General features: G+C 66.1%; 13 protein-coding genes. 4 read left to right on the plus strand and 9 right to left on the minus strand.

Features of this window, described 5'->3' with window-relative positions; all coding sequences use genetic code 11:
• Positions 1-255: 255 nt before the first annotated feature.
• On the minus strand, positions 256-2535 hold the full coding sequence (locus ACQR07_RS07420) for a fused MFS/spermidine synthase (RefSeq protein ID WP_434901647.1): 2280 nt from the start codon (positions 2533-2535) through the stop codon (positions 256-258).
• A gap of 206 nt (positions 2536-2741) precedes the next feature.
• On the opposite strand from ACQR07_RS07420, the gene ACQR07_RS07425 reads away from it, so the two are divergent.
• On the plus strand, positions 2742-4343 hold the full coding sequence (locus tag ACQR07_RS07425) for a phytoene desaturase family protein (RefSeq protein ID WP_434901648.1): 1602 nt from the start codon (positions 2742-2744) through the stop codon (positions 4341-4343).
• A 189-nt stretch (positions 4344-4532) separates the two neighbouring features.
• On the opposite strand, the gene ACQR07_RS07430 is transcribed toward ACQR07_RS07425, so the two are convergent.
• Positions 4533-4697: a Flp family type IVb pilin gene (locus ACQR07_RS07430; RefSeq protein ID WP_434901649.1), complete on the minus strand. Its 165-nt coding sequence runs from the start codon at positions 4695-4697 to the stop codon at positions 4533-4535.
• 267 nt (positions 4698-4964) lie between these two features.
• On the opposite strand from ACQR07_RS07430, the gene ACQR07_RS07435 reads away from it, so the two are divergent.
• From ACQR07_RS07435 to ACQR07_RS07445, 3 genes are all read left to right on the plus strand, one after another.
• Positions 4965-5861, plus strand: a complete 897-nt coding sequence (locus ACQR07_RS07435; RefSeq protein ID WP_434901650.1) for a 50S ribosomal protein L11 methyltransferase — start codon at positions 4965-4967, stop codon at positions 5859-5861.
• 479 nt (positions 5862-6340) lie between these two features.
• Positions 6341-8164: an aminopeptidase P family protein gene (locus ACQR07_RS07440; protein WP_434901651.1), complete on the plus strand. Its 1824-nt coding sequence runs from the start codon at positions 6341-6343 to the stop codon at positions 8162-8164.
• A 112-nt stretch (positions 8165-8276) separates the two neighbouring features.
• Positions 8277-9554 (plus strand): multidrug effflux MFS transporter, encoded by a 1278-nt coding sequence (locus ACQR07_RS07445; RefSeq protein WP_434901652.1) that lies wholly within the window; start codon positions 8277-8279, stop codon positions 9552-9554.
• Between the two features lie 174 nt (positions 9555-9728).
• On the opposite strand, the gene ligA is transcribed toward ACQR07_RS07445, so the two are convergent.
• The 7 genes from ligA to ACQR07_RS07480 form a co-directional block, all read right to left on the minus strand.
• Entirely contained in the window at positions 9729-11876 is a 2148-nt protein-coding gene (gene ligA, locus ACQR07_RS07450; RefSeq protein WP_434901653.1) for an NAD-dependent DNA ligase LigA, read from the minus strand.
• A 111-nt stretch (positions 11877-11987) separates the two neighbouring features.
• Positions 11988-13661 (minus strand): DNA repair protein RecN, encoded by a 1674-nt coding sequence (gene recN / locus ACQR07_RS07455; protein ID WP_434901654.1) that lies wholly within the window; start codon positions 13659-13661, stop codon positions 11988-11990.
• 128 nt (positions 13662-13789) lie between these two features.
• Entirely contained in the window at positions 13790-14683 is an 894-nt protein-coding gene (locus ACQR07_RS07460; RefSeq protein ID WP_434901655.1) for an outer membrane protein assembly factor BamD, read from the minus strand.
• A gap of 374 nt (positions 14684-15057) precedes the next feature.
• Positions 15058-16017 carry a UDP-3-O-acyl-N-acetylglucosamine deacetylase gene (gene lpxC, locus ACQR07_RS07465; RefSeq protein ID WP_434869002.1) on the minus strand — a complete coding sequence of 320 codons (960 nt, stop codon included), beginning with the start codon at positions 16015-16017 and terminating at the stop codon, positions 15058-15060.
• 347 nt (positions 16018-16364) lie between these two features.
• The gene (gene ftsZ, locus ACQR07_RS07470) at positions 16365-18212 is read right to left on the minus strand and encodes a cell division protein FtsZ (protein ID WP_434901656.1); all 1848 of its coding nucleotides are present in this window, start codon (positions 18210-18212) and stop codon (positions 16365-16367) included.
• Positions 18213-18303: 91 nt separating this feature from the next.
• A complete protein-coding gene (gene ftsA / locus ACQR07_RS07475; protein ID WP_434869004.1) occupies positions 18304-19623 on the minus strand; it encodes a cell division protein FtsA in 1320 nt (439 codons plus the stop codon).
• Positions 19620-20672 (minus strand): cell division protein FtsQ/DivIB, encoded by a 1053-nt coding sequence (locus ACQR07_RS07480; protein WP_434901657.1) that lies wholly within the window; start codon positions 20670-20672, stop codon positions 19620-19622. The genes ftsA and ACQR07_RS07480 overlap by 4 nt, the downstream gene beginning before the upstream one ends.
• Between the last annotated feature and the right edge of the window lie 72 nt (positions 20673-20744).

Raw genomic sequence — 20744 nt, forward strand, 5'->3', positions numbered from 1 at the left:
TCTCTTAGATGACAAGCGCATTTTTCCTCAATGCGCGTAGAGATAGCCTACGCAGGTGCGACATTAAGTCTGCTGCGCACCAATCTTTTGAATGAACCCGGGCGCAGCTTTCCCGCCGATCGAACTCTTGCCGGAACGTTTTCAAGTTGCACGGCGACAGCGGTTTCGACTGACTGCACCTCCTGCCGCATCACGCGTTGCGCGAGATGAGGCGACGCGCAACGATGCTCTGCTCACGGCGTGCCGCCATTCGAACTACTCCCCATCGCGCAGCCGCCGATAGACGGCGCCGAGAATGTTGGAATAGTCGTCGGTCCACACCCGCTCGCCGTCGGTCGGTTCGGTCTCGGTCCACTTGTCGGATGACGCCAGCCTGCCGATGTCGGCCTCCTCTCGCGCGCTGATCACGACATCGGTCGAGAAGATGTACTCGTCATCACGGCCGGAGTCCTCGTTGTAGACCCAGCTCTTGAGATCGTTCTCGTCGGCGATGCCGACCACGACGCTCTCGAGTTCGAGGTGGCGGTTGGAGACGTGCATCACCACCGCGCCCTGCGGCGCCAGCTTCGCCTTGTAGATCGCCATCGCCTCCTCGGTCGCCAGATGGATCGGGATCGCATCGGACGAATAGGCATCCACGATGATGAGATCGTAGGCGCCGTCCGGTTCCTTGGCGAAGGTGAGGCGGGCATCACCGATCACCGGCTTGAAGTCCGGCGCGCAGTTCCTGATGTAGCTGAAGTACTTTGGATCGCTGGCGGTATCGACCATGGTCTGGTCGATCTCGAAATAGGTCCAGCTCTCGCCGGGCTCGGCCGCGCAGGTCAGCGTGCCGGCGCCGACGCCGATCACGGCGACCTTGAGCGGCGCGCCCTTGCGCTCGCGGATGGCGGTGATGGCGCGGCCGATGCCGCCGTCCTTGTGATAGTAGGTGATCGGCTCGGGACGTCCGGTGACCTTGGAGCCGTCGGCGTTGAGATATTTCTGCGCGCCATGGATGGTCGTGCCGTGCATCAGCACGTGATAGTGGCCGTCGGACGTGACCACGATCTTGTGCACGCCGAAGAAGCTGCGCACGGTCTCGACGCGGCCATCGTCGGCGGGATAGGCACGGATCAGTACGAGCGCGAGCGCCGCGGTCGCGAACACCTTCCAGCGGCCGGCGTTGAGCAGCAGAGCGACCAGCGCCGCCAGCACGCCCACCGCGCCCGCGACATAGACGCGGTGATCTTCCAGATAAGTCGTCACCTTGCCGGTCATGCCCGCCGGCACCAGCAGCGCTGCTGCGACGAGCGCGAGCAGGACCCAGTACCAGCGCGTGATCCCCGGCCAGCGCTCGGCCACGGCCGGACGGCACAGCGCCGCCATCGCCAGCAGGATCGGGTATTCCGCGACCCAGGAGAAGGTGAACGGGGCGATCAATCCGGCAAACAGGCCGCCGACCATGCCGCCGAACGACAGCGCGACATAAAAGCCAGTGAGGTATTTCGCCGGCGGTCGGGTGCGCGCGAGCTCGCCATGACAGGCCATCGCGATCACGAAGAAGCAGAGCTGATGACCGCCCAGCGTCAGCGCCAAATTCTGCTCGCCGCCGAAGGCGAGCAGAAAGACGACGCCGGCAATCGCCAGCGGCTGCAGCGCCAGCATCCATTTGTGCGGCAGCAATGGCCGCGACTGGAACACCAGCACCCAGGTCAGGAGATAGAGCGACAGCGGCAGCACCCATAGCAGCGGCGCGGCCGCAACGTCGGTGGAGATGTGCGCAGTGACCGCGATCAGCAGGCCCGAGGGCACCGCGGCCAGGAAGATCCATCGGATGCGCAGCAGCCAGCGCGGCGCCGGCGCGTCGGTGTCATCGCCTTGCAGCAGGCTTGCCACCGTCACCGGCGAGCGCAGCAGCAGCACGCCGCAGAGGGCGATGAGCGCGATCAGCACGCCATAGCCGCCGGTCCAGATCAGGTTCTGCATGCGCAGGCTGAAGATCGGCTCGATCAGCAGCGGATAGGACAACAGCGCGAGGAAGCTGCCGATGTTCGACGATGCATAGAGAAAGTAGGGATCCGGCCCGTCCGGATGGCCCGTGCGCACGAACCACGCCTGCAGCAGCGGATTGTTGGCGGCGAGCGCGAAGAACGGCAGGCCGATCGACGCCGCGAACAGGCCGAGCAGCCAGAGCGCATAGCCCGAATTCGGCGGGTCGCCCCAATGGCCCGCGATCGACAGCGGCAGGCTCAGCATGGCGAAGCCAAGCAGCAGGAGATGGATCGCCACCGGGATCACCCGGCTGCGCAGCTGGGTGAGAAAATGCGCATAGGCATAGCCGGCGAGCAGCAGCGCCTGGAAGAACACCATCGCCACCGACCATACCGCCGGCGAGCCGCCGAGCCGCGGCAAGACCATCTTTGTGAACAGCGGCTGCACCGAGAACAGCAGCAGCGCGCTGACGAAGATCGCGGCGGTATAGACGACCAGGACCAGCCGGTTGCGGGATGTGGTCGGCTGGGCGACGGCGGCGGATGGTGCGATTGTGGTCATGACAACTCCAGCAACGGCGCGGCCAGCATCGGATAGCAGGACTGCGACGTGCCAACGACACATAGCGGATCGCAGGGTGGTATGGCGAGGTGGCAACGGACGTGCGGAGTTTCGCTTGACGGCGCGCCGATCCGGCGCGACAGCACGGTCCGCGGCGCCAGTTCCCCGCATCGACAGGTGCTTAATCAGGGCTTTTTGAAGCGAACATGAACGAAACCGACGTCGTCATCATCGGTGCCGGCCATAATGGCCTGACCTGCGCGGCCTATCTCGCCAAGGCGGGTCTGCGCGTGCACGTCGTCGAACGGCGCAAGGTGGTCGGCGGCGCCGCAGTGACCGAGGAGTTTCATCCGGGCTTCCGCAACTCCGTCGCATCCTACACGGTGAGCCTGCTCAATCCGCAGGTGATCGCCGATCTCGGACTGCACGAGCACGGGCTCGAGATCGTCGAGCGCCGGGCGCAGAATTTCCTGCCCGCGCCGGATGGACGCTATCTGCTGACCGGAGAAGGCCGCACCCACGACTCCGTCGCGCGGCTCAGCGGGCGCGATGCCGAAGCGATCGGGCCGTTCTCGGCGCGCCTCGAGGCGATCGCCGACGTGCTGCGCAGTTTTGTGCTGCGCGCGCCACCAAATCTCGTTCCGCAGTTCGGGCTGTCCGCGATTCGCGAGGCCTTCAATGCGCTGGGCACCGCCAACACGCTGCGCGCGCTGTCGCTGGAGCAGCAGCGCGATCTGCTCGACCTGTTCACGCGATCCGCCGGCGAGATGCTCGACGAGATCTTCGAGACCGATCTGGTGAAGGCGCTGTTCGGCTTCGACGCCATCGTCGGCAACTATGCCAGCCCTTACGCCGCCGGTTCGGCCTATGTGATGCTGCATCACGCGTTCGGCGAGGTGAACGGCAAGAAGGGCGTCTGGGGCCATGCGATCGGCGGCATGGGCGCGATCACGCAGGCGATGGCCCGCGCCTTGAAGCAGCTGGGAACGCTGGTCGAGGTCGAGAGCGGCGTGCGCGAAGTGATGATCGAGCGCGACCGCGCCGTCGGCGTCGTGCTGGAGGATGGCCGCGTCATCCGCGCCCGCTACGTGGTCGGAAACGTCAATCCGAAGCTGCTGTATACTCGCCTGGTGCCCGCCGGTGCCCTGCCACCGGACTTCCTGAGCCGCATCAAGAATTGGCGGAACGGCTCCGGCACGTTCCGCATGAACGTGGCGCTGAGCGCGCTGCCGTCCTTCACCGCCCTGCCCGGCACCGGCGACCATCTGTCGGCCGGTATCATTCTGGCGCCGAGCCTACAGTATATGGACCGCGCCTATCTCGATGCGCGGGCGCACGGCTGGAGCCGCGATCCCGTCGTCGAGCTGCTGATTCCTTCGACGCTGGACGCCACGCTGGCCCCGCCGGGGCAGCATGTCGCCAGCCTGTTCTGCCAGCATGTCGCGCCGGAGCTGCCCGACGGCCGGTCCTGGGACGACCATCGCGATGAGGTGGCCGATCTCATGATCGCGACCGTCGACCGCTACGCACCGGGCTTCGCCGCGAGCGTCCTAGGCCGGCAGATTCTGTCGCCGCTCGATCTGGAGCGGCAGTTCGGCCTGCTCGGCGGCGACATCTTCCACGGCGCGCTGACGCTGAACCAGCTGTTCTCGGCCCGGCCGATGCTGGGTCATGCCGATTACCGCTCGCCCGTAAAGGGGCTTTATCATTGCGGATCGGGCAGCCATCCCGGCGGCGGCGTCACGGGGGCTCCCGGCCATAACGCCGCCCAGGCCATCCTCGCCGACCACCGCGGCCTGTTCAACTGAGGGACAAGCCGGGGGAAGGCCTGTGGCTAACCAGCCGGCAAGCTGTGGACAACAAGGTGGATGGCGCGCGGATAACGCGCCGAAGCTGCTGTGATGAACCAATGAACGGGCTGTGGAGAGCTTGTGCCCGGAGACCAAAAAACCGGGAACTAGGCCCGGTTTTTCGAGAACGCCGCGTTGCGACCAGCCTTACTTCAGCGACGTGTTGATCGAGTCGAACTTGCTGCTGAGCGAGGTGCCCAGACCGTTGACGGCAGCAATGATGGCCAGCGAGATGCCGGCTGCAATCAGGCCGTATTCGATGGCGGTTGCACCCGATTCGTCACGCAAGAACTTCAAAAGAAACGTCTTCATCTTTTACCTCGTTTCCCAACCCAGGAACCGAGGCTCGACCGGTTCCCATGGCAGGAACGTTAGGGGTCGAGAACCTAAGGTTGAGATAACGACCGTCTATCGAGTCGTTCGGTTTTTTTTCCGCAATTGAACGTCAAGTTTTAAGGGCGTTAGCCCTGGCCAAAAACAACCGTAAAGTGCAGCGCTTTGCCAGATTTCCGACGCTACGGCTTGCGTTGACGACAAAATTGCTTAACCACGCCAGCAATTGTCGCTCGGATCCTGCTGATGACTTCCACCGCAACACCCGCCACCCATAAGGCTGTTTTCACCGTCGCGGACGAAATGACCGCCCGCCAAGCGGTGGACGTTCTGACCGAGGTGTTCTTCGACGGCGATGCGGCGGTTGCCGCGTTCGAGCGGCCCGATCTGCGGTGGGATGTCACCGTTCATTTTGCCGATCCTCCGGATCAGGAACTGGTCCGGGAGCTCGTCGGGGGCGCCGCCGGCCCTGAGGTGGCCGGAACGCTCGCCTTCGCCGTGGTCGAGGCCAAGGACTGGGTGAAAGCCAGCCTGGACGATCTGGTGCCGGTCCCTGCCGGACGCTTCGTCGTCCATGGCGGCCACGACCGCAACCGTGTTCCCGCAAACAAGCTCGGCATTGAGATCGAGGCGGCGCTCGCGTTCGGCACCGGCCATCACGGCACCACCCGCGGATGCCTGTTGCTGCTGGATCACGTGCTGAAGTCGGCCAGACCGCGGCGCGTGCTCGACCTCGGCACGGGAACTGGCGTGCTGGCCATCGCGGCGGCCAAGGCGCAGCATCGGCCGGTGCTCGCCAGCGACATCGATCCGCCGTCGGTGATGGTGGCGAAGGAAAATGCGAGGCTCAATGGCGCCGGGCCTCTGGTCCGCGCGATACGTGCCACGGGATTCGCCGCGGAGGATTTCGCCAAGGAAGGTCCCTTCGACCTCGTCCTCGCCAACATCCTGGCCAATCCGCTGCGGCAGTTGGCGGGTCCGATGCAGCGGCATCTGGCGCCCTCGGCCAATGTCATCCTGTCTGGATTGCTGACCTCGCAGGCGCGCAGCGTCATGGCAGCCTATCGCGCGCGTGGACTGGTGCCAGTGCGGCATCTGCGCATCGAGGGCTGGAGCAGCCTGTTGCTGCGCAAGGTCAACTGAATTGAAGACTCATCACGGCGTCCTGCCGCAGGGCATCGGTCGATAGTCGTTCTGGGTGTTATTTCTTGGGCTTGGGGTGCGAGTCGCTCGATGGCAGCTGCCCGCCGGATGAACGGCGTATGCGCGGTTCGACGAGTCGATTGACGAAACCGGCAAGCCGGCTGCGCGGCTTCTCCGTCGTCGCAGGCGCCGGGCTGTGTGGAGCAGGCGCCGACAGCTTTTCGAAGGTAAATGCAGGCATCGTGCGTCCCCTCGCCGTTGAGTTGAGGCACTCCCCGGATTGTGCGACCGTGGCTGATCGATCTCCCGATCGTGGTCGCCGATCCCTACGTCTCCTCGTCACATCTCTTTCGGATGACTGACATACGACAGCAAATCTTTTTGCACTGGCGAATGCAAGGAGATTCTTCGTGCACTGCACGCCTGCGTGAAAGAGTATCCACTCGCAGACGAGCCCCCTCTCCTAAAGTATGAGACCGATGTTCGAAGCACACTTCCAGACGTTCGAGGATCCCGAAGCCGGTGTTGCCCTGACGGCCCGCCTGGCGGCGCTGCGCGAGGAACTTGCGCGCCGCAAGCTTGCCGGCTTCATCGTGCCGCGCGCCGACCAGCAGCAGAACGAATATGTGCCGCCGTCCGATGAGCGGCTGGCATGGCTGACCGGCTTCACCGGTTCCGCCGGTCTCGCGATCGTGCTGACGAAGGAAGCCGCGATCTTCGTCGATGGCCGCTACACCTTGCAGGCGGGCAAGCAGGTGGACGGCAAGGCCTGGGTGGTGGAATCGCTGATCGAGCCGCCGCCGGAGAGCTGGCTGACACACCATCTGCAAAGCGGCGACCGCGTCGGCTTCGATCCCTGGCTGCACACCACCGCCGCTGCCGAACGCCTGGCCGCCGCCTGCGCCAAGGCGGACGCCGAGCTGGTGCCGGTAGAGGGCAACCCGATCGACAGCGTCTGGACCGAGCGCCCGCAACCTCCGCTCGGGCCGGTGTCAATTCATGGGGCTGACCTGTCCGGCGAGACCGAGGCGGACAAGCTCGGCCGCATCCGCCTGGAGATCGAGCGGCTCGGCGTCGAGGCGCTGGTGCTGTCCGATTCCCACAACGTCGCCTGGACCTTCAACATCCGCGGCGCCGACGTTTCGCACACGCCGCTGCCGCTGTCCTATGCACTGGTGCCGAAGAGCGGACGGCCGACCGTCTTCATCGATCATCGGAAGCTCTCCAACGTCGCGCGCGACCATCTCGAGCACAGCGCCGACGTCGCCGAGCCGGATGCGCTGACGCCGAGCCTGGCCGAGCTGGCCCGGTCGGGAGCCGCCATCGCCCTCGACACCGCCACCGCAGCCGATGCACTCACGCGACTCGTTCAGGAGGCCGGCGGCAAGGCCGTGCGCGGCGCCGATCCGGTCAGCCTGCTCAAGGCCGCCAAGAACCCGGTCGAGATCGAGGGCACGCGGCGCGCCCATCAGCGCGACGCCGTGGCCCTGGTGCGCTTTCTCGCCTTCATCGACCGCGAGGCGCCGAAGGGCAAGCTGACCGAGATCGATGCGGTCGAGGCGCTGGAGACGTTTCGCCGCGACACCGGCGCGCTCAAGGACGTGTCGTTCCCGACCATCTCCGGCACCGGGCCCAACGGCGCCATCGTGCACTACCGTGTGACCCGCAAGAGCAACCGGCGCATCATGCCCGGCGATCTCCTGCTGATCGATTCCGGCGCGCAATATCAGGACGGCACCACCGATGTGACGCGCACCATGGCGGTGGGCGAACCGACCGCCGAGATGCGCGACCGTTTCACCCGCGTGCTGCGCGGCCACCTGGCGATCGCGCGCGCGATCTTTCCCGAGGGCACGACGGGCGCGCAGCTGGACACGCTGGCGCGGCAGTTCCTGTGGCAGGCGGGCATCGATTTCGAGCACGGCACCGGACACGGTGTCGGCAGCTATCTGTCGGTGCATGAAGGGCCGGCGCGGATCTCCAAGCTCGGCACCACGCCGCTGAAGCGCGGCATGATCCTGTCCAACGAGCCCGGCTACTACAAGACCGATGCGTTCGGCATCCGCATCGAGAACCTCGAGCTGGTGGTGCCGAAGGACGTGCCGGGGGCGGAGAAGCCGATGAACGGCTTCGAGGCGCTGACGCTTGCGCCGATCGACCGGCGGCTGATCGATGTCGCGATGCTGAGCGGCGAGGAGCGCAGCTGGCTCGACGCCTATCACTCCCGCGTCAGGGAGACGGTGCGCGCCGCGCTCGACGAGGCGGATCAGCTCTGGCTCGACCAGGCGACGGCGCCGCTCTGATCCAAGCGGCGCGCCGTCGCTCACCGCATGGGCATATGCGGAAACAGGCATTTCCGCGAGCCGGAAGCACGCTACAGTCGGCGGCGTTCGAAACGATCTGAGCGACGCCTCGATGCATGGAATGATCAGCAGACCGCCCGAGGTCGCGCCACAGCGCGTCGCGCCCTCGCGCACGGTGCTGGTGCTGCTGGTCGTGATGACCGGACTGGCGCCGATCTCGCTGTATCTGCTGGTGCCGGCGCTGCCGCTGCTGGCGACCACGTTCGGGCGTGACGCCTCCGTCGTGCAGATGACGGTGTCGTTCTACATGATCGGCATCGCGATCTCGCAGCTCCTGCTCGGACCGCTGTCGGACCGGTTCGGCCGCCGTCCGGTGATGCTCGGCGGCCTCGCGCTGTCGATCGTCGCGAGCTTCGGCTGCATCACAGCCGATACGCTGCCGCAGCTGATTGCGGCGCGTTTCTTCCAGGCGCTCGGCGGCGCCAGCGGCATGGTCATCAGCCGCGCGATCATTCGCGATCTCTATCCGCGCGAGCGCATCGGCGCGATGATCAGTCTCGTCGTGGCCGTCATGATGATCGCGCAGATGCTGTCGCCGCTCACCGGGGGCCTGATCGAGATCGCGTTCGGCTGGCATGCGATCTTCTACGTGGTGGCCGCGCTGTCGATTGCGATTGCGATCGCGGTCACCATGGCACTGCCGGAGACCCGCCCTGCCCGCGTCGAAGGCGCGAGCTTCGGCCGCGACGTCGCGATGCTGGTCAGAAGCCGCGCATTCCTCGGCTACATGCTGTGCCAGGTTCTGGCGTCGCAGATCATCTTCGCCTTCGCCGGCGGCGGCCCCTACATCGTCGAAGTGCAGATGGGCCGCTCATCGGCCGAGTATGGCGCGTGGTTCGCGACCACCGGCTTCGCCTACTTCGTCGGCAACCTGTTCTGCGTCAGATATGCGCCGCGGCACTCGCTCGACCGGCTGATCTGGTTCGGACTGGCGCTGCAGCTCACCAGCGCCGCGTTGAACTTCGCCTGGAGCCTGTTCGGCTTCAACCAGGTGCCGTCGGTGCTGTTCGGCACGCAGATGCTCTTGATGTTCGCCAACGCCTTCGTAATGGCCAATTCCGCGGCCGGTGCCATCAGCGTCCGGCCGGGGGCCGCCGGGACGGCCTCCGGCGCGATGGGCTTCCTGCAGATGGGCCTGGGCGCGCTCACCTCGCAGCTCGGCGCTTTTCTCGGCGGCCATTATGGGACGACCCTGCCGCTCACCTCGGCGATGCTCGCGCTGTCGCTGGCCTGCGCCTGCACCATGATCTTCCTCGTCCCGCGCACGCCCGTGGTGGTGACGAAGGAGCTGATCGAAGCGGCGGAGGAGGATGAGGCCGGCGTGATGTGAGGGACCCGCTCGCGTCCCTCTCGGTGTCATACCCGCGAAGGCGGGTATCCAGTACGCCGCGGCCTGTCGGTTCTATCAGGACTGCCTCTGGAATACTGGATCATCCGCCTTCGCGGATGATGACAATTGTGGGTGTCGCAACCGGCGTTGACGGCAGCCAACACCGCGGAGCTTCTACTCCCCGATCAGCTGCAGCCACTCGTCCTCGGTCAGCACCTTCACGCCGTGCTTCTCGGCGTCCTTCAGCTTCGAGCCAGCGCCGGGACCGGCGACGACATAGTCGGTCTTCTTCGACACCGAGCCTGAGACCTTCGCCCCGAGCCGCTCGGCCGTGGCCTTGGCCTCGTCGCGGGTCATCTTTTCCAGCGTGCCCGTGAACACCACCGTCTTGGTCGCGATCGGCGAGTTGCGCTTGGGCTTCTCCGCATCGAGGATCTTCACCTCGTTGGTCAGCCGGTCGACGATGCCGCGGTTGTGGTCCTCGCCGAAATAGGCACTGATGCTCTTGATCACGGTGTCGCCGATCTGGTCGAGCGCATCCATCTCCGCAATCGCCTCCTCGTCGCCGGCCGTGACCTTCAGGCAGGCCTCGTGGAACGCCTCCCACGAGCCGTAGCCGCGGGCCAGCGCCAGCGCAGTGGTCTCGCCGACATGGCGCATGCCGAGCGCGTAGATGAAGCGCTCCAGCGCGATCTCGCGCCGTGCGTCGATGGCATTGAACAGGTTGCGCACCGAGGTCTCGCCATAGCCTTCGACCTCCTCCAGCTTCAGCTTCGCGTTGCGCTTCTGCAGCGAGAAGATGTCGGCCGGCTCCTTGACCCAACCCTCGTCGAAGAAGAACTGGATCTGCTTCTCGCCGAGGCCGTCGATGTCGAAGGCGCGGCGCGAGGCGAACAGCTTGAGATGCTCGATCTTCTGATAGGGACAAGCGAACTCGCCGGTGCAGCGCGCCCGCGAGCCCTCCTCGCCGGCCGCGGTCTCCCCGCGCACGACATCGGTGTGTAGCGGGCACGGACAGGTCTTTGGAAACTCGAATGGCTCCGAGTTTTTAGGTCGCTTGTCGACGAGGACATCGACCACCTGCGGGATGACGTCGCCGGCGCGCTGGACCACCACGGTGTCGCCGATGCGGATATCGCGGCCTTCGCGCAGAACCTCGCCCTTGTTGCCGATGCCCTTGATGTAGTCCTCGTTGTGCAAGGTCACGTTCTGCACGATGACGCCGCCGACGCCGACCGGCTCCAGCTTGCCGACCGGCGTGAACGACCCGGTGCGCCCGACCTGGATCTCGATGTCCTTGAGCACGGTCATGGCGCGCTCCGCCGGGAACTTGTGCGCGATGCCCCAGCGCGGCGTGCGCGAGACGAAGCCGAGCCGCTCCTGCCAGTCGATGCGGTCGACCTTGTAGACGACGCCGTCGATGTCGTAGTCGAGCTCGGCGCGCTGCTCCTCGATCGAGCGGTGAAACGCGATCAGCTCCTCGACCGAGTGGCAGAGCCTGGTCAACGGGTTCGTCGTGAAGCCGCAATGCTCGAACCATTTGATCATGCCGCTCTGCGTCTCCGCCGGCATCGCGCTCATCTCGCCCCAGGCATAGGCGAAGAAGCCGAGGGGCCGCGAGGCGGTGATGGTCGGATCCTTCTGGCGCAGCGAGCCGGCAGCGGAGTTGCGCGGATTGGCGAAGATGGTGTCGCCGGCCTGCTTCTGGCGCTCGTTGAGCGCGAGGAAGGCCTGCTTGGTCATGTAGACCTCGCCGCGGACCTCGCAGATGTCGGGCAGGTTGCGGCCGTGCAGCTTGTGCGGCACGTCCTTGAGGGTACGAATGTTGGCGGTGACATCCTCGCCCTCGGCGCCGTCGCCGCGCGTGGCCGCAGTGACCAGCTCGCCGCCCTCGTAGCGCAGCGACATCGACAGCCCGTCGATCTTCGGCTCGGCGGAGAAATCGATGCGGTCGTCGGCGAGCTTGAGAAAGCGCGCGATGCGGCCGGCGAAGTCGCGCACGTCCTCCTCGGCGAAGGCGTTGTCGAGCGATAGCATCGGCACCGCATGCCGCACCTTCTTGAAACGGCCGGACGGCGCAGCGCCGACCTTCTGGGATGGGGATTCGGTGCTGACGAGTTCGGGAAAGCGCGCCTCGATCGCGTTGAAGCGTCGTCGCAGCTCGTCATAGGCGGCGTCCGAAATCTTCGGCGCATCGTCCTGATAATAAAGCCTATCGTGGGTTTCGAGCTCCAGCGCCAGCCGCTTCCATTCCACCTTGGCCTGCGCCTTGGTGAGATCGGCGACGTCGACGGGCTGCTTGGGTTTCGCTGTCTTGGGCATGCTGCGTGTGATCTGCTCGTCATGACGGGGCGAGGCCCGGGACCTCACCGACATGACGGTGTACACAATGCGCGCGCCGGAGCCAAAGCGTTCGGGCGCAGGCGCGGCGCGCTAGGCCGCAGCGGCCTCCAGCAGGCGGTCGGCGGCGGCGCGGGCTTCGGCGGTGACCTCGGCGCCGGCCAGCATGCGCGCGATCTCCTCGCGGCGGTGCAGGGTGGCGAGCGTGTTGACCCGGGTGACGACGCGTTTGCCGCGGTCGAGCGCATCCTTCGAGATCAACAGGTGCTGGTCCGCCCGCGCGGCGACCTGCGGCGCGTGGGTGACGGCCATGACCTGGACGCCGTGCGCGAGCCGCGCCAGCCGGGCGCCTATGGCGTCCGCGACAGCGCCGCCCACGCCGGTGTCGATCTCGTCGAACACCAGGGTCGGGGCTGAGCCGCGATCCGACAGCACGACCTTGAGCGCGAGCAGGAACCGCGACAGCTCGCCGCCGGAGGCGACCTTCATCATCGGGCCCGGCCGCGTGCCCGGGTTGGTCTGGACCCAGAACTCGACGCGGTCGATGCCTTCCGGCCCCGGCGCATCGGCGTCGCTGTCGACCTGGGTCATGAACTTGGCGCGCTCGAGCTTGAGCGGACCGAGTTCGGCAAGAACGGCGCGGTTCAACTTCTCCGCCGCCTTGGTGCGCACTGCCGACAGCTTGGCTGCCGCCGCGGCATAGCGGGCGTCTGCACCGGCCGCTGCGGCCTCCAGCTTCTTGAGCTGCTCCGCACCGGCATCGATCAGCACGACATCGGCGGCATATTTGGCCGCCAGCGCGGCCAGCCCATCGACCGGGGTCGAATATTTGCGCGCGGCCGCCCGCAGCGCGAACAGCCGCTCCTCGATCCGCTCCAGCTCCAGCGGGTCGAAATCGGTCGCCGTGAGCGCCGCCGTCAGATGCTGGTCGGCCTCCTCCAGCGCGTTGATCGCGGCATCCATGGCCTTCACGGCGGGATCGACCAGCGCCGGCGAGCTCACCGCGCGCCGCTCCAGCCGGCGGACCGCGGCCGCAAGTGCTGCGATCGGCGACTGGTTGCCGCTGACTGCATCCTGGGCGTCACGCAAATCGCCGGCGATCTTCTCGCCTTGCATCATCGCGGTGCGCCGGGCGGCAAGCTGGGTCTCCTCACCCTCCTTCGGCGCGAGCTTCTTCAATTCGTCCGACGCATGTCGCAGATAGTCGGCCTCGCGGGCTGCGCGCTCCATGCCCGCACGATGCTGCTCGAGCGCGGTCACCGCCATCCGGCGGGCCGCGAACAAGCTCTCGACAGCCGCGACATCCTTTTCCAGGCCGGCGAAGGCATCCAGCAGCCGGCGGTGGGTGGCAGCATCGACCAGCGCCCGCTCGTCGTGCTGACCGTGGATCTCGACCAGCGTGGCGCCGATCGCCTTCAAGGTCTGCACGCTCACGGATTGATCGTTGATGAAGGCCCGGGTGCGGCCATCGCCATACTGCACACGGCGCAGGATCATCTCGCCGTCGGCGTCGAGGCCGTTGGCGGCCAGGATCCGGGCGGCCGGATGATCCTTGCCGATCTCGAACACGGCCGTGACCTGGCCCTGGTCGGCGCCATGTCGCACCAGACTGGCATCCCCACGGCCGCCGAGGGCCAAAGCGAACGCGTCGAGGAGGATCGACTTGCCGGCACCGGTCTCGCCGGTCAGCACCGCAAGCCCATCGGAAAACTCGAGATCGAGTCGTTCGATCAGGACGATGTCACGGATCGACAGTCGCGCCAGCATGGAACCGAGGTCCTTCGTAACGGGGCAAAACGCCCCTGAGCGAACGACTCAATGCTAGCAGCAAATTGAGAACAAAACAAGAATATAGAACAAAGCAGGATCAACCCGAACTGATCCTGAGAGTTCGCTCAACCCAGACCGAGCTTCTTGAAGGCACGCGAGATGTAGGAGCCCTTGTTCTCCTCCGGCTCGACGCCGCCGGACTTCACGAGACTGTAGGCATCCTTGTACCACTTGCTGTCCGGGAAATTATGCCCGAGCACGGCCGCCGCGGTCTGGGCCTCGCCGACGATGCCGATCGTCATGTAGGACTCGGTCAACCGGAACAGGGCTTCCTCGACGTGTCGGGTGGTCTGGTACTGCGTCACCACCGTCTTGAAACGATTGATGGCCGCGGTGTAGTCGCGCTTCTGCATGTAGTAGCGGCCGACGTCCATCTCCTTGCCGGCGAGCTGGTCGCGGGCGCCTTCCATCTTCGCCTTGGCGCTGGTGGCGTATTCGGAGTTCGGATATTTGCGCACCACCTCCTCGAGCGAGGCGATCGCCTTTTCGGTACGGCCCTGGTCGCGGCTGATGTCCGGGATCTGGTCGTAGTGAGACGCGGCAATCAGGTATTGCGCATAGGCAGCGTCAGGGCTGCCGGGATGCAGCGTCACGTAGCGCGAAGCCGCGCCGATGCAGCCGTCATAGTCGCCGGCCTGATATGACGCGTAGGCCGACATCAGCAGCGATTTGCGCGCCCAGTCGGAATAGGGATGCTGGCGGTCGACCTCTTCGAACTTCTTGGTCGCAGCCTTGACATCCTTCTTCTCGTTCATGAGGTACAAGCCCTCATTGTAGAGCCTGTCCGCGGGCACATCGGCGAACGTATCGTCCTTGGCCATGAACTTGTCCCACAGCGCACCGGTGCCGCATCCCGCCAGAGGCAGCGCAAGCACAGCCAACGACGCCGCGAGCCGCAGATGGCGGCCAGCCGGGATGACGGAGGGACGGAGTTCGCGCGTGAGACGCTGGTTCGACATGCTGCTTTGGAACCCGATGCCTGTGGTTTGATCTACGCCGCGCATTATGAGCGCCGTCTCATGAACGCGAAGGAGAAGTCCGGCGCGGATCACGCTGCCCCGGCCTCTCTATCTGAAAAACCATCATCGACCAACCGCATAGGCAGCCAATTCGCCCGGATTAAGGCGAGACCTGGACGACGGTATCGGAACGTGGTTAGCGCTGAAAAAGCCTTCGTAGCGTCCAAAATGCCTTGGGAAAACGCGCAGATGCCTCCACAACGGAGGAGTCGCGGCGCGCCCGGAAACGCGCAGTCACGAAAATATTGGTGACGACATTCTGCCACGTGTAACCGCGCCATTTGGCGCCAGACCGGGCAGACGGATCGAAGCTCTCAGGACACGTCCGGCCCGAAGGCCGGCGCGATCATGCCACCGACCATGCCGCCAGCGACCTCGGCCGCAACGCGCGGACGGCGCACCGTCTCGCCCTCGACCACCCGCCAAGCCGTACGATCCGCCATCAGCGCGGTCAGCACGGCATGATTGAGCTTGTGGCCGCCGCGAACCGAGCGATAGGTGCCGAGCATCGGCAGGCCGGCCAGCGCCAGGTCGCCGATCGCGTCGAGCACCTTGTGGCGGGCGCATTCGTCGGCGTAGCGCAGGCCTTCCGGGTTGAGCAGGCGCTCCTCGTCGAACACGAGCGAGTTCTCGAAGGAGGAGCCGAGCGCGTATCCGGCGCTCCAGAGGCGGGCGACGTCGCTCATGAAGCCGAAGGTCCGCGCCCGCGCGATCTCGCGGCGGAAGCGCTCCGGATTGAGCTCGAAATTATAGGCCTGACGGCCGATCACGGTGTTGGCGAAGTCGACCTCGATTTCGACCCGGAAGCCGGTGGCATTCGGACGAAGCTCGCCGCTGGACGCGCCCATCGTTACTTGAACGGGCTTCAGGACCTGGATGTAACGACGCGGAGCGGACTGATTGATGATCCCGGCCTGGTCGATCGCGGCGACGAACGGTGCAGCGCTGCCGTCCATGATCGGAACTTCGGGTCCGTCGATCTCGATCAGGGCGTTGTCGACGCCCATGCCGCGCAGGGCGGACAAAACATGCTCTGCCGTCGCGACGAGCGGGCCATTGCGGTCGCCCAGAACGGTGGCAAGCTCGGTGGAAATGACGGAATTGAAGGCCGCCTTGACTTCCCGGTCAGCCCCGTCGAGGCCGGTCCGGACGAACACGATACCGCTGTCGATCGGCGCCGGCCCAATGGTCAGGCTCACGGGAGTCCCGGAGTGCACTCCAATACCAGTGACGGTGGCTTGTGATCGAAGCGTTGTTTGCCGGCTGAATTTCATCGACTATCGCCCAAGACCCCACCTGATCGCCCCGCCGGCCGCCCCTCGCGAAACCGACTCACTCTCAGGCATCCCCAAGTCACGACGGACCTTACCGACGGCCCCAAAGAGCGCCAACTCACGCTTCTTTACGGATTGTTACCCCATCTCTGCCGTATTCGCGCCAACCCTTAACCAATTTGGAACGTGGCCTTCACCCTCCTCGTTCCCCATCCAAGCACCGAAAGAATAATTAATCATTTAAAATCAGTTAGTTGAGCACCTACTCATCGCATGCCGCGGCGCACTAAAAAGGCCCGACTCTCGCGAGCCGGGCCTGTTCAGCACCTTCGGGGCTGTAACAATTCTCAGGTTGCCTGCCGGCGGAGGAAGGCCGGGATATCCAAATGGTCGTCGCCCTGTGGCGCCGGCGACACAGGTGCCGGACGGCCATGAGTGTCCAGACCCTGCGGAGCAGGACGGCGGGCGTATTCGGAGACAGGCGATTCGTGGCTCGCGATCTGCTGGGCAACGTTCCGCTGCGGCTTACGGTCCGGCAGCGGCGGCATTTGCGGCATCTGCGGCATCGCCGGGCCTGCGGTACGAGCTGAGATCGGCTGCTCGTTGTCCTCGTCGCGACGGCCGAGGCCGACATTGGCGAGGCGCTGCAACAGTGACATCCGGGTCTTCTGCGGATGCTCCTCGCCTTCGTCGCCCCTCGCCTGCCGGATCTCGGCCTGCGCGGGCATCGGCAGATCCTCGAACTTCGGCATCCGCGGCGCGCGCGTGGGAACCCGCTCCGCGGCCTGCGGAATGAAGGTCTCCGGCGGCGCGGCTGGCTCGACCGGAGCGGCACGCTGCGCCTCGGGCTCGGGGAACAACGACGGCTTCTGCGCAATCGGCCGCACGGTCACGTCGCCATACGACGCCGGCTGCACCGGTGCCGTCGACGCGGGCTCGCTCGCCATCGCGGCGGCCACCGCGGCCAGCGTGTCGCGCTCGAGGTTCGGAGCCGGGCGTTGCACCGGCGCGACGGGTGCCGGCGCGGGCGCCGCGACGGCCGGAGCCTGCGACGCCTGCTGCTCGAGCTTGGCGGCGCGCTCAGCCAGCCGCTGATTGTCCGCGCGCAGCCGCGCGGTCAGATCAGCGAGGCGGCTTTCGGGGTGTCCCGCGTGAGCGGTCGGGGCGGCGGCAATCGGAGCGACAGCCGCCGCCGGCTGTGCAGTCGTCGTGACGCCGCGGTTGAACTGCGCCTGCTCGATGCCGGTGGCAACGACGGAAACGCGGATCAGGCCGTCGAGCGATTCGTCGAAGGTGGCGCCGACGATGATGTTGGCGTCCTGGTCAACCTCCTCGCGGATGCGGGTCGCGGCTTCGTCGACCTCGAACAGCGTGAGGTCCTTGCCGCCGGTGATCGAGATCAGCAGGCCGCGGGCGCCCTTCATCGAGGAATCATCGATCAGCGGGTTGGCGATCGCGGCTTCCGCCGCGGTCAGCGCGCGCTTCTCGCCGGAGGCCTCGCCGGTGCCCATCATCGCCTTGCCCATCTCGCGCATGACGGCGCGGACGTCGGCGAAGTCGAGGTTGATCAGGCCTTCCTTGACCATCAGGTCGGTGATGCAGGCGACGCCGGAATAGAGCACCTGGTCGGCCATCGCGAAGGCGTCGGCGAACGTCGTCTTCTCGTTGGCGACCCGGAACAGATTCTGGTTCGGGATGATCAGCAGCGTGTCGACGACCTTGTGCAGCTCGGAGATGCCGGACTCCGCGGTGCGCATGCGGCGCGCGCCCTCGAAGTGGAACGGCTTGGTGACGACACCCACGGTGAGGATGTTCATCTCGCGCGCGGTCTTGGCGATGACGGGAGCTGCACCGGTGCCGGTTCCGCCGCCCATGCCGGCGGTCACGAACACCATGTTGGCGCCCGAGAGATGATCGCGGATCTCGTCGATCACCTCCTGCGCGGCGGCAGCGCCGACGTCCGGCTGCGAGCCGGCGCCGAGGCCCTGCGTCACCTGCGTGCCCATCTGGATGATGCGCTGCGCCTTCGACATGGTCAGCGCCTGCGCGTCGGTGTTGGCGACGACGAAGTCGACGCCCTGCAGGCCGGCCGTGATCATGTTGTTGACGGCGTTGCCGCCCGCGCCGCCGACGCCAAACACGGTGATCCGGGGCTTCAGCTCGTGGATATCAGGAGGGGTAATAGTGAGTGCCATGGGTGCCTCTCGAGTCACGCGCGCGTGGGTTCGCCCCGGCCGCCGGCCGTGGGTGGTGTTGGTGAAAATGGCATGGTGCGGAAAATGGTCATCAGAAGCCCTCGCGTAGCCATCGGCCGACCTTCCCGAAATATCCGTCCGTCCCTGTCCCAGCCTGCCGCGTATGCCGCGGTTCGACGTGTTCGAGGTGCGCATATTGCGGATAGACCAGGAGCCCGGTCGGAACCGCAAAGGCTGCGTTCTTGGCCTCGTTGGGAAGGCGGCCGAAGCCGAGCGGGCGGCCGATGCGGACCGGGCGGCCGAGGATCCGTGTCGCGAGCTCGACCAGACCCGTCAGCTGGGAGGCGCCTCCGCTGAGGACGACGCGCGCCTTGGGTTCTGCCGCAAAGGGCGAATCCTTCAGCCGGTCGCGGACCATTTCAAAAATCTCCTCTGCGCGGTGCCTGACGATGTTCGCGATGGTGGCGCGGGACACGATCTGCGGAACATCCCGCTCGTTGTCACCCGCCGTCGGAACAGACATCAACTCACGCGCGTCGGACCCGCCAGTCAGCACCGTGCCATATAACGTCTTGATTCGCTCGGCATCTGCAATGCACGCTGATAGTCCGCGCGCAAGATCCATGGTCACGTGATGCCCGCCGAGCGCAAATCCGGAGGCATGCACGAAGCGCCCGCCGGAATAGATCGCGATCGTCGTGGTGCCCGCGCCCATCTCGACGACGGCGGCACCGAGATCGGCCTCGTCGTCGGTGAGCACCGAGAGACCGGCAACATACGGGCTCGCCGCCATCGCCTCGACGTTGAGGTGGCAGCGCTCGACCACCAGCATCAGGTTCTTGGCGACGGTCGCGTCGGTCGTGACCACGTTCATGTCGACGCCGAACTGCCGGGCCAGCATGCCGCGCGGATCGCGAATGCCCTTCACGCCGTCGAGCGTGTAGCCGACGGGAAGCGCGTGCAGCACCGAGCGACCCTCGCCGGTGGCGTGATGCATGCCGGTGGAGGTGACGCGGCTGACGTCGGCCTGGGTCACGGCACCGCCGCGGATGTCCGAGGTCGCCTCGATCAGATGCCCCGTTAGGCGACCACCTGCGACCGGCAGCAGCACCGACTCGACACGCACCTTGGCCATGCGCTCGGCCAACGCGACCGCCTGGCGCACGGCCTGCTCGCACTCGACCGGATCGACGACGGCGCCGGCCTTGACGCCACGCGACTGGATCTGGCTGTAGCCGATCAGCTCGACGGCATGGGTGCGGCCGCGCAGCGCATCGCTCGGCGGCGCCGGCTTCAGCCGCGCGATCATGCAGGCAATCTTGCTGGTGCCGACGTCGAGCGACGCGACCAGAGCGGTGCGCTTCTGCGCCATCGGGCGCGTCTTCGGGGTCTGGCGATCGAAGCCGGTCATGCGTCACCGGCCTTCTTCTTGGACTTCTTGTCCTTGAACAGTTCGTCGCGCGCCTTCGCGGCATCGTCGCCGAGCTGCACGGTCAGCCGGTCCGACAGGCGCATGTCGATCGCGACGATGTCGCGCGAGAACAGCTTGTCCTCCTGGTCGAGCTGGCTCAGCGCCGCCAATGCATTGCCGACGTCGTTCTCCGGCAGCCGGATATCGAGACCGTCCTTGGTGCGCAGGTTCCAGCGGCGCTCACCGACGAAGATCGCGGCCTTGGTCACGGCGCGCACCTGCGGATAGCGCGCGAGCAGCGCCAGGAAGTCGCGGGCCCTGCTCTCGGCGCCCTTGCCGACGACGAGCGGCAGAGTGAGGAAGCGGCGCGACACATATTGTTCGAGCACGGCGCCGTCATCGGCGATCACCGAGAGCCGGCCGTCCTGCTGCCACAACGCGAACGCCTTGCGCTCGACGATGTCGATCTGCAGCTGGTTCGGGAAGAATTTCTGCACCGTCGCTTCGGCGATCCACGGGTTGGCCTTGAGCTTGTCGCGAACGGCTGCGGCGTCGAGGAACAAGAGCGACGAGCGGCCGGAGACGCCGCCGATGGCGAGCACCTCGTCCTGCGTCAATTGCTTGCGGCCATTGATCGCGACCGCGGTGATGCGAAACCCGGCCGCGTTGGCCAGCGCGTTGCGGGTGTCGGCGAAGGCGATGCTGACATCCTGGGCGTGGCCGCCCTTGACGATGCCGAGCCAGACACTGCCGAACAGCAACCCTACGGTCGCAACGGTGCCGAGCCGGCGCGGCAGATAGCGCTCGACGAAATCCACCACACGTGGCGGCGCGTCGCGCTCGACCATCGGCGCCAGCGCAGACTGCATCTGCGTACGATCTTTGCGCGTGGACCTGCCGTGCAGATCCTTCTTGCGCTCTCGCGACAGTTTGAAGCGCGGAAGATGGGCTGAGACATACTCGCGCAGCAGGATTGCCGCGCCAAGGGCAGCGGCTTTGAGGTCAGCTTGAGGCCTCTGCGTTCGAGCGAGGCGTCCTGCACCATCCATTGCACGAGCTCATCAACTGTTGCGCCCGCAGATACTCGCGGACCCACGCCCACGGTCTCGACAGGCCGGACA

The sequence above is a fragment of the Bradyrhizobium sp. HKCCYLS20291 genome, assembly GCF_051167715.1.
In the GTDB taxonomy this organism is placed as follows: Bacteria; Pseudomonadota; Alphaproteobacteria; order Rhizobiales; family Xanthobacteraceae; genus Bradyrhizobium.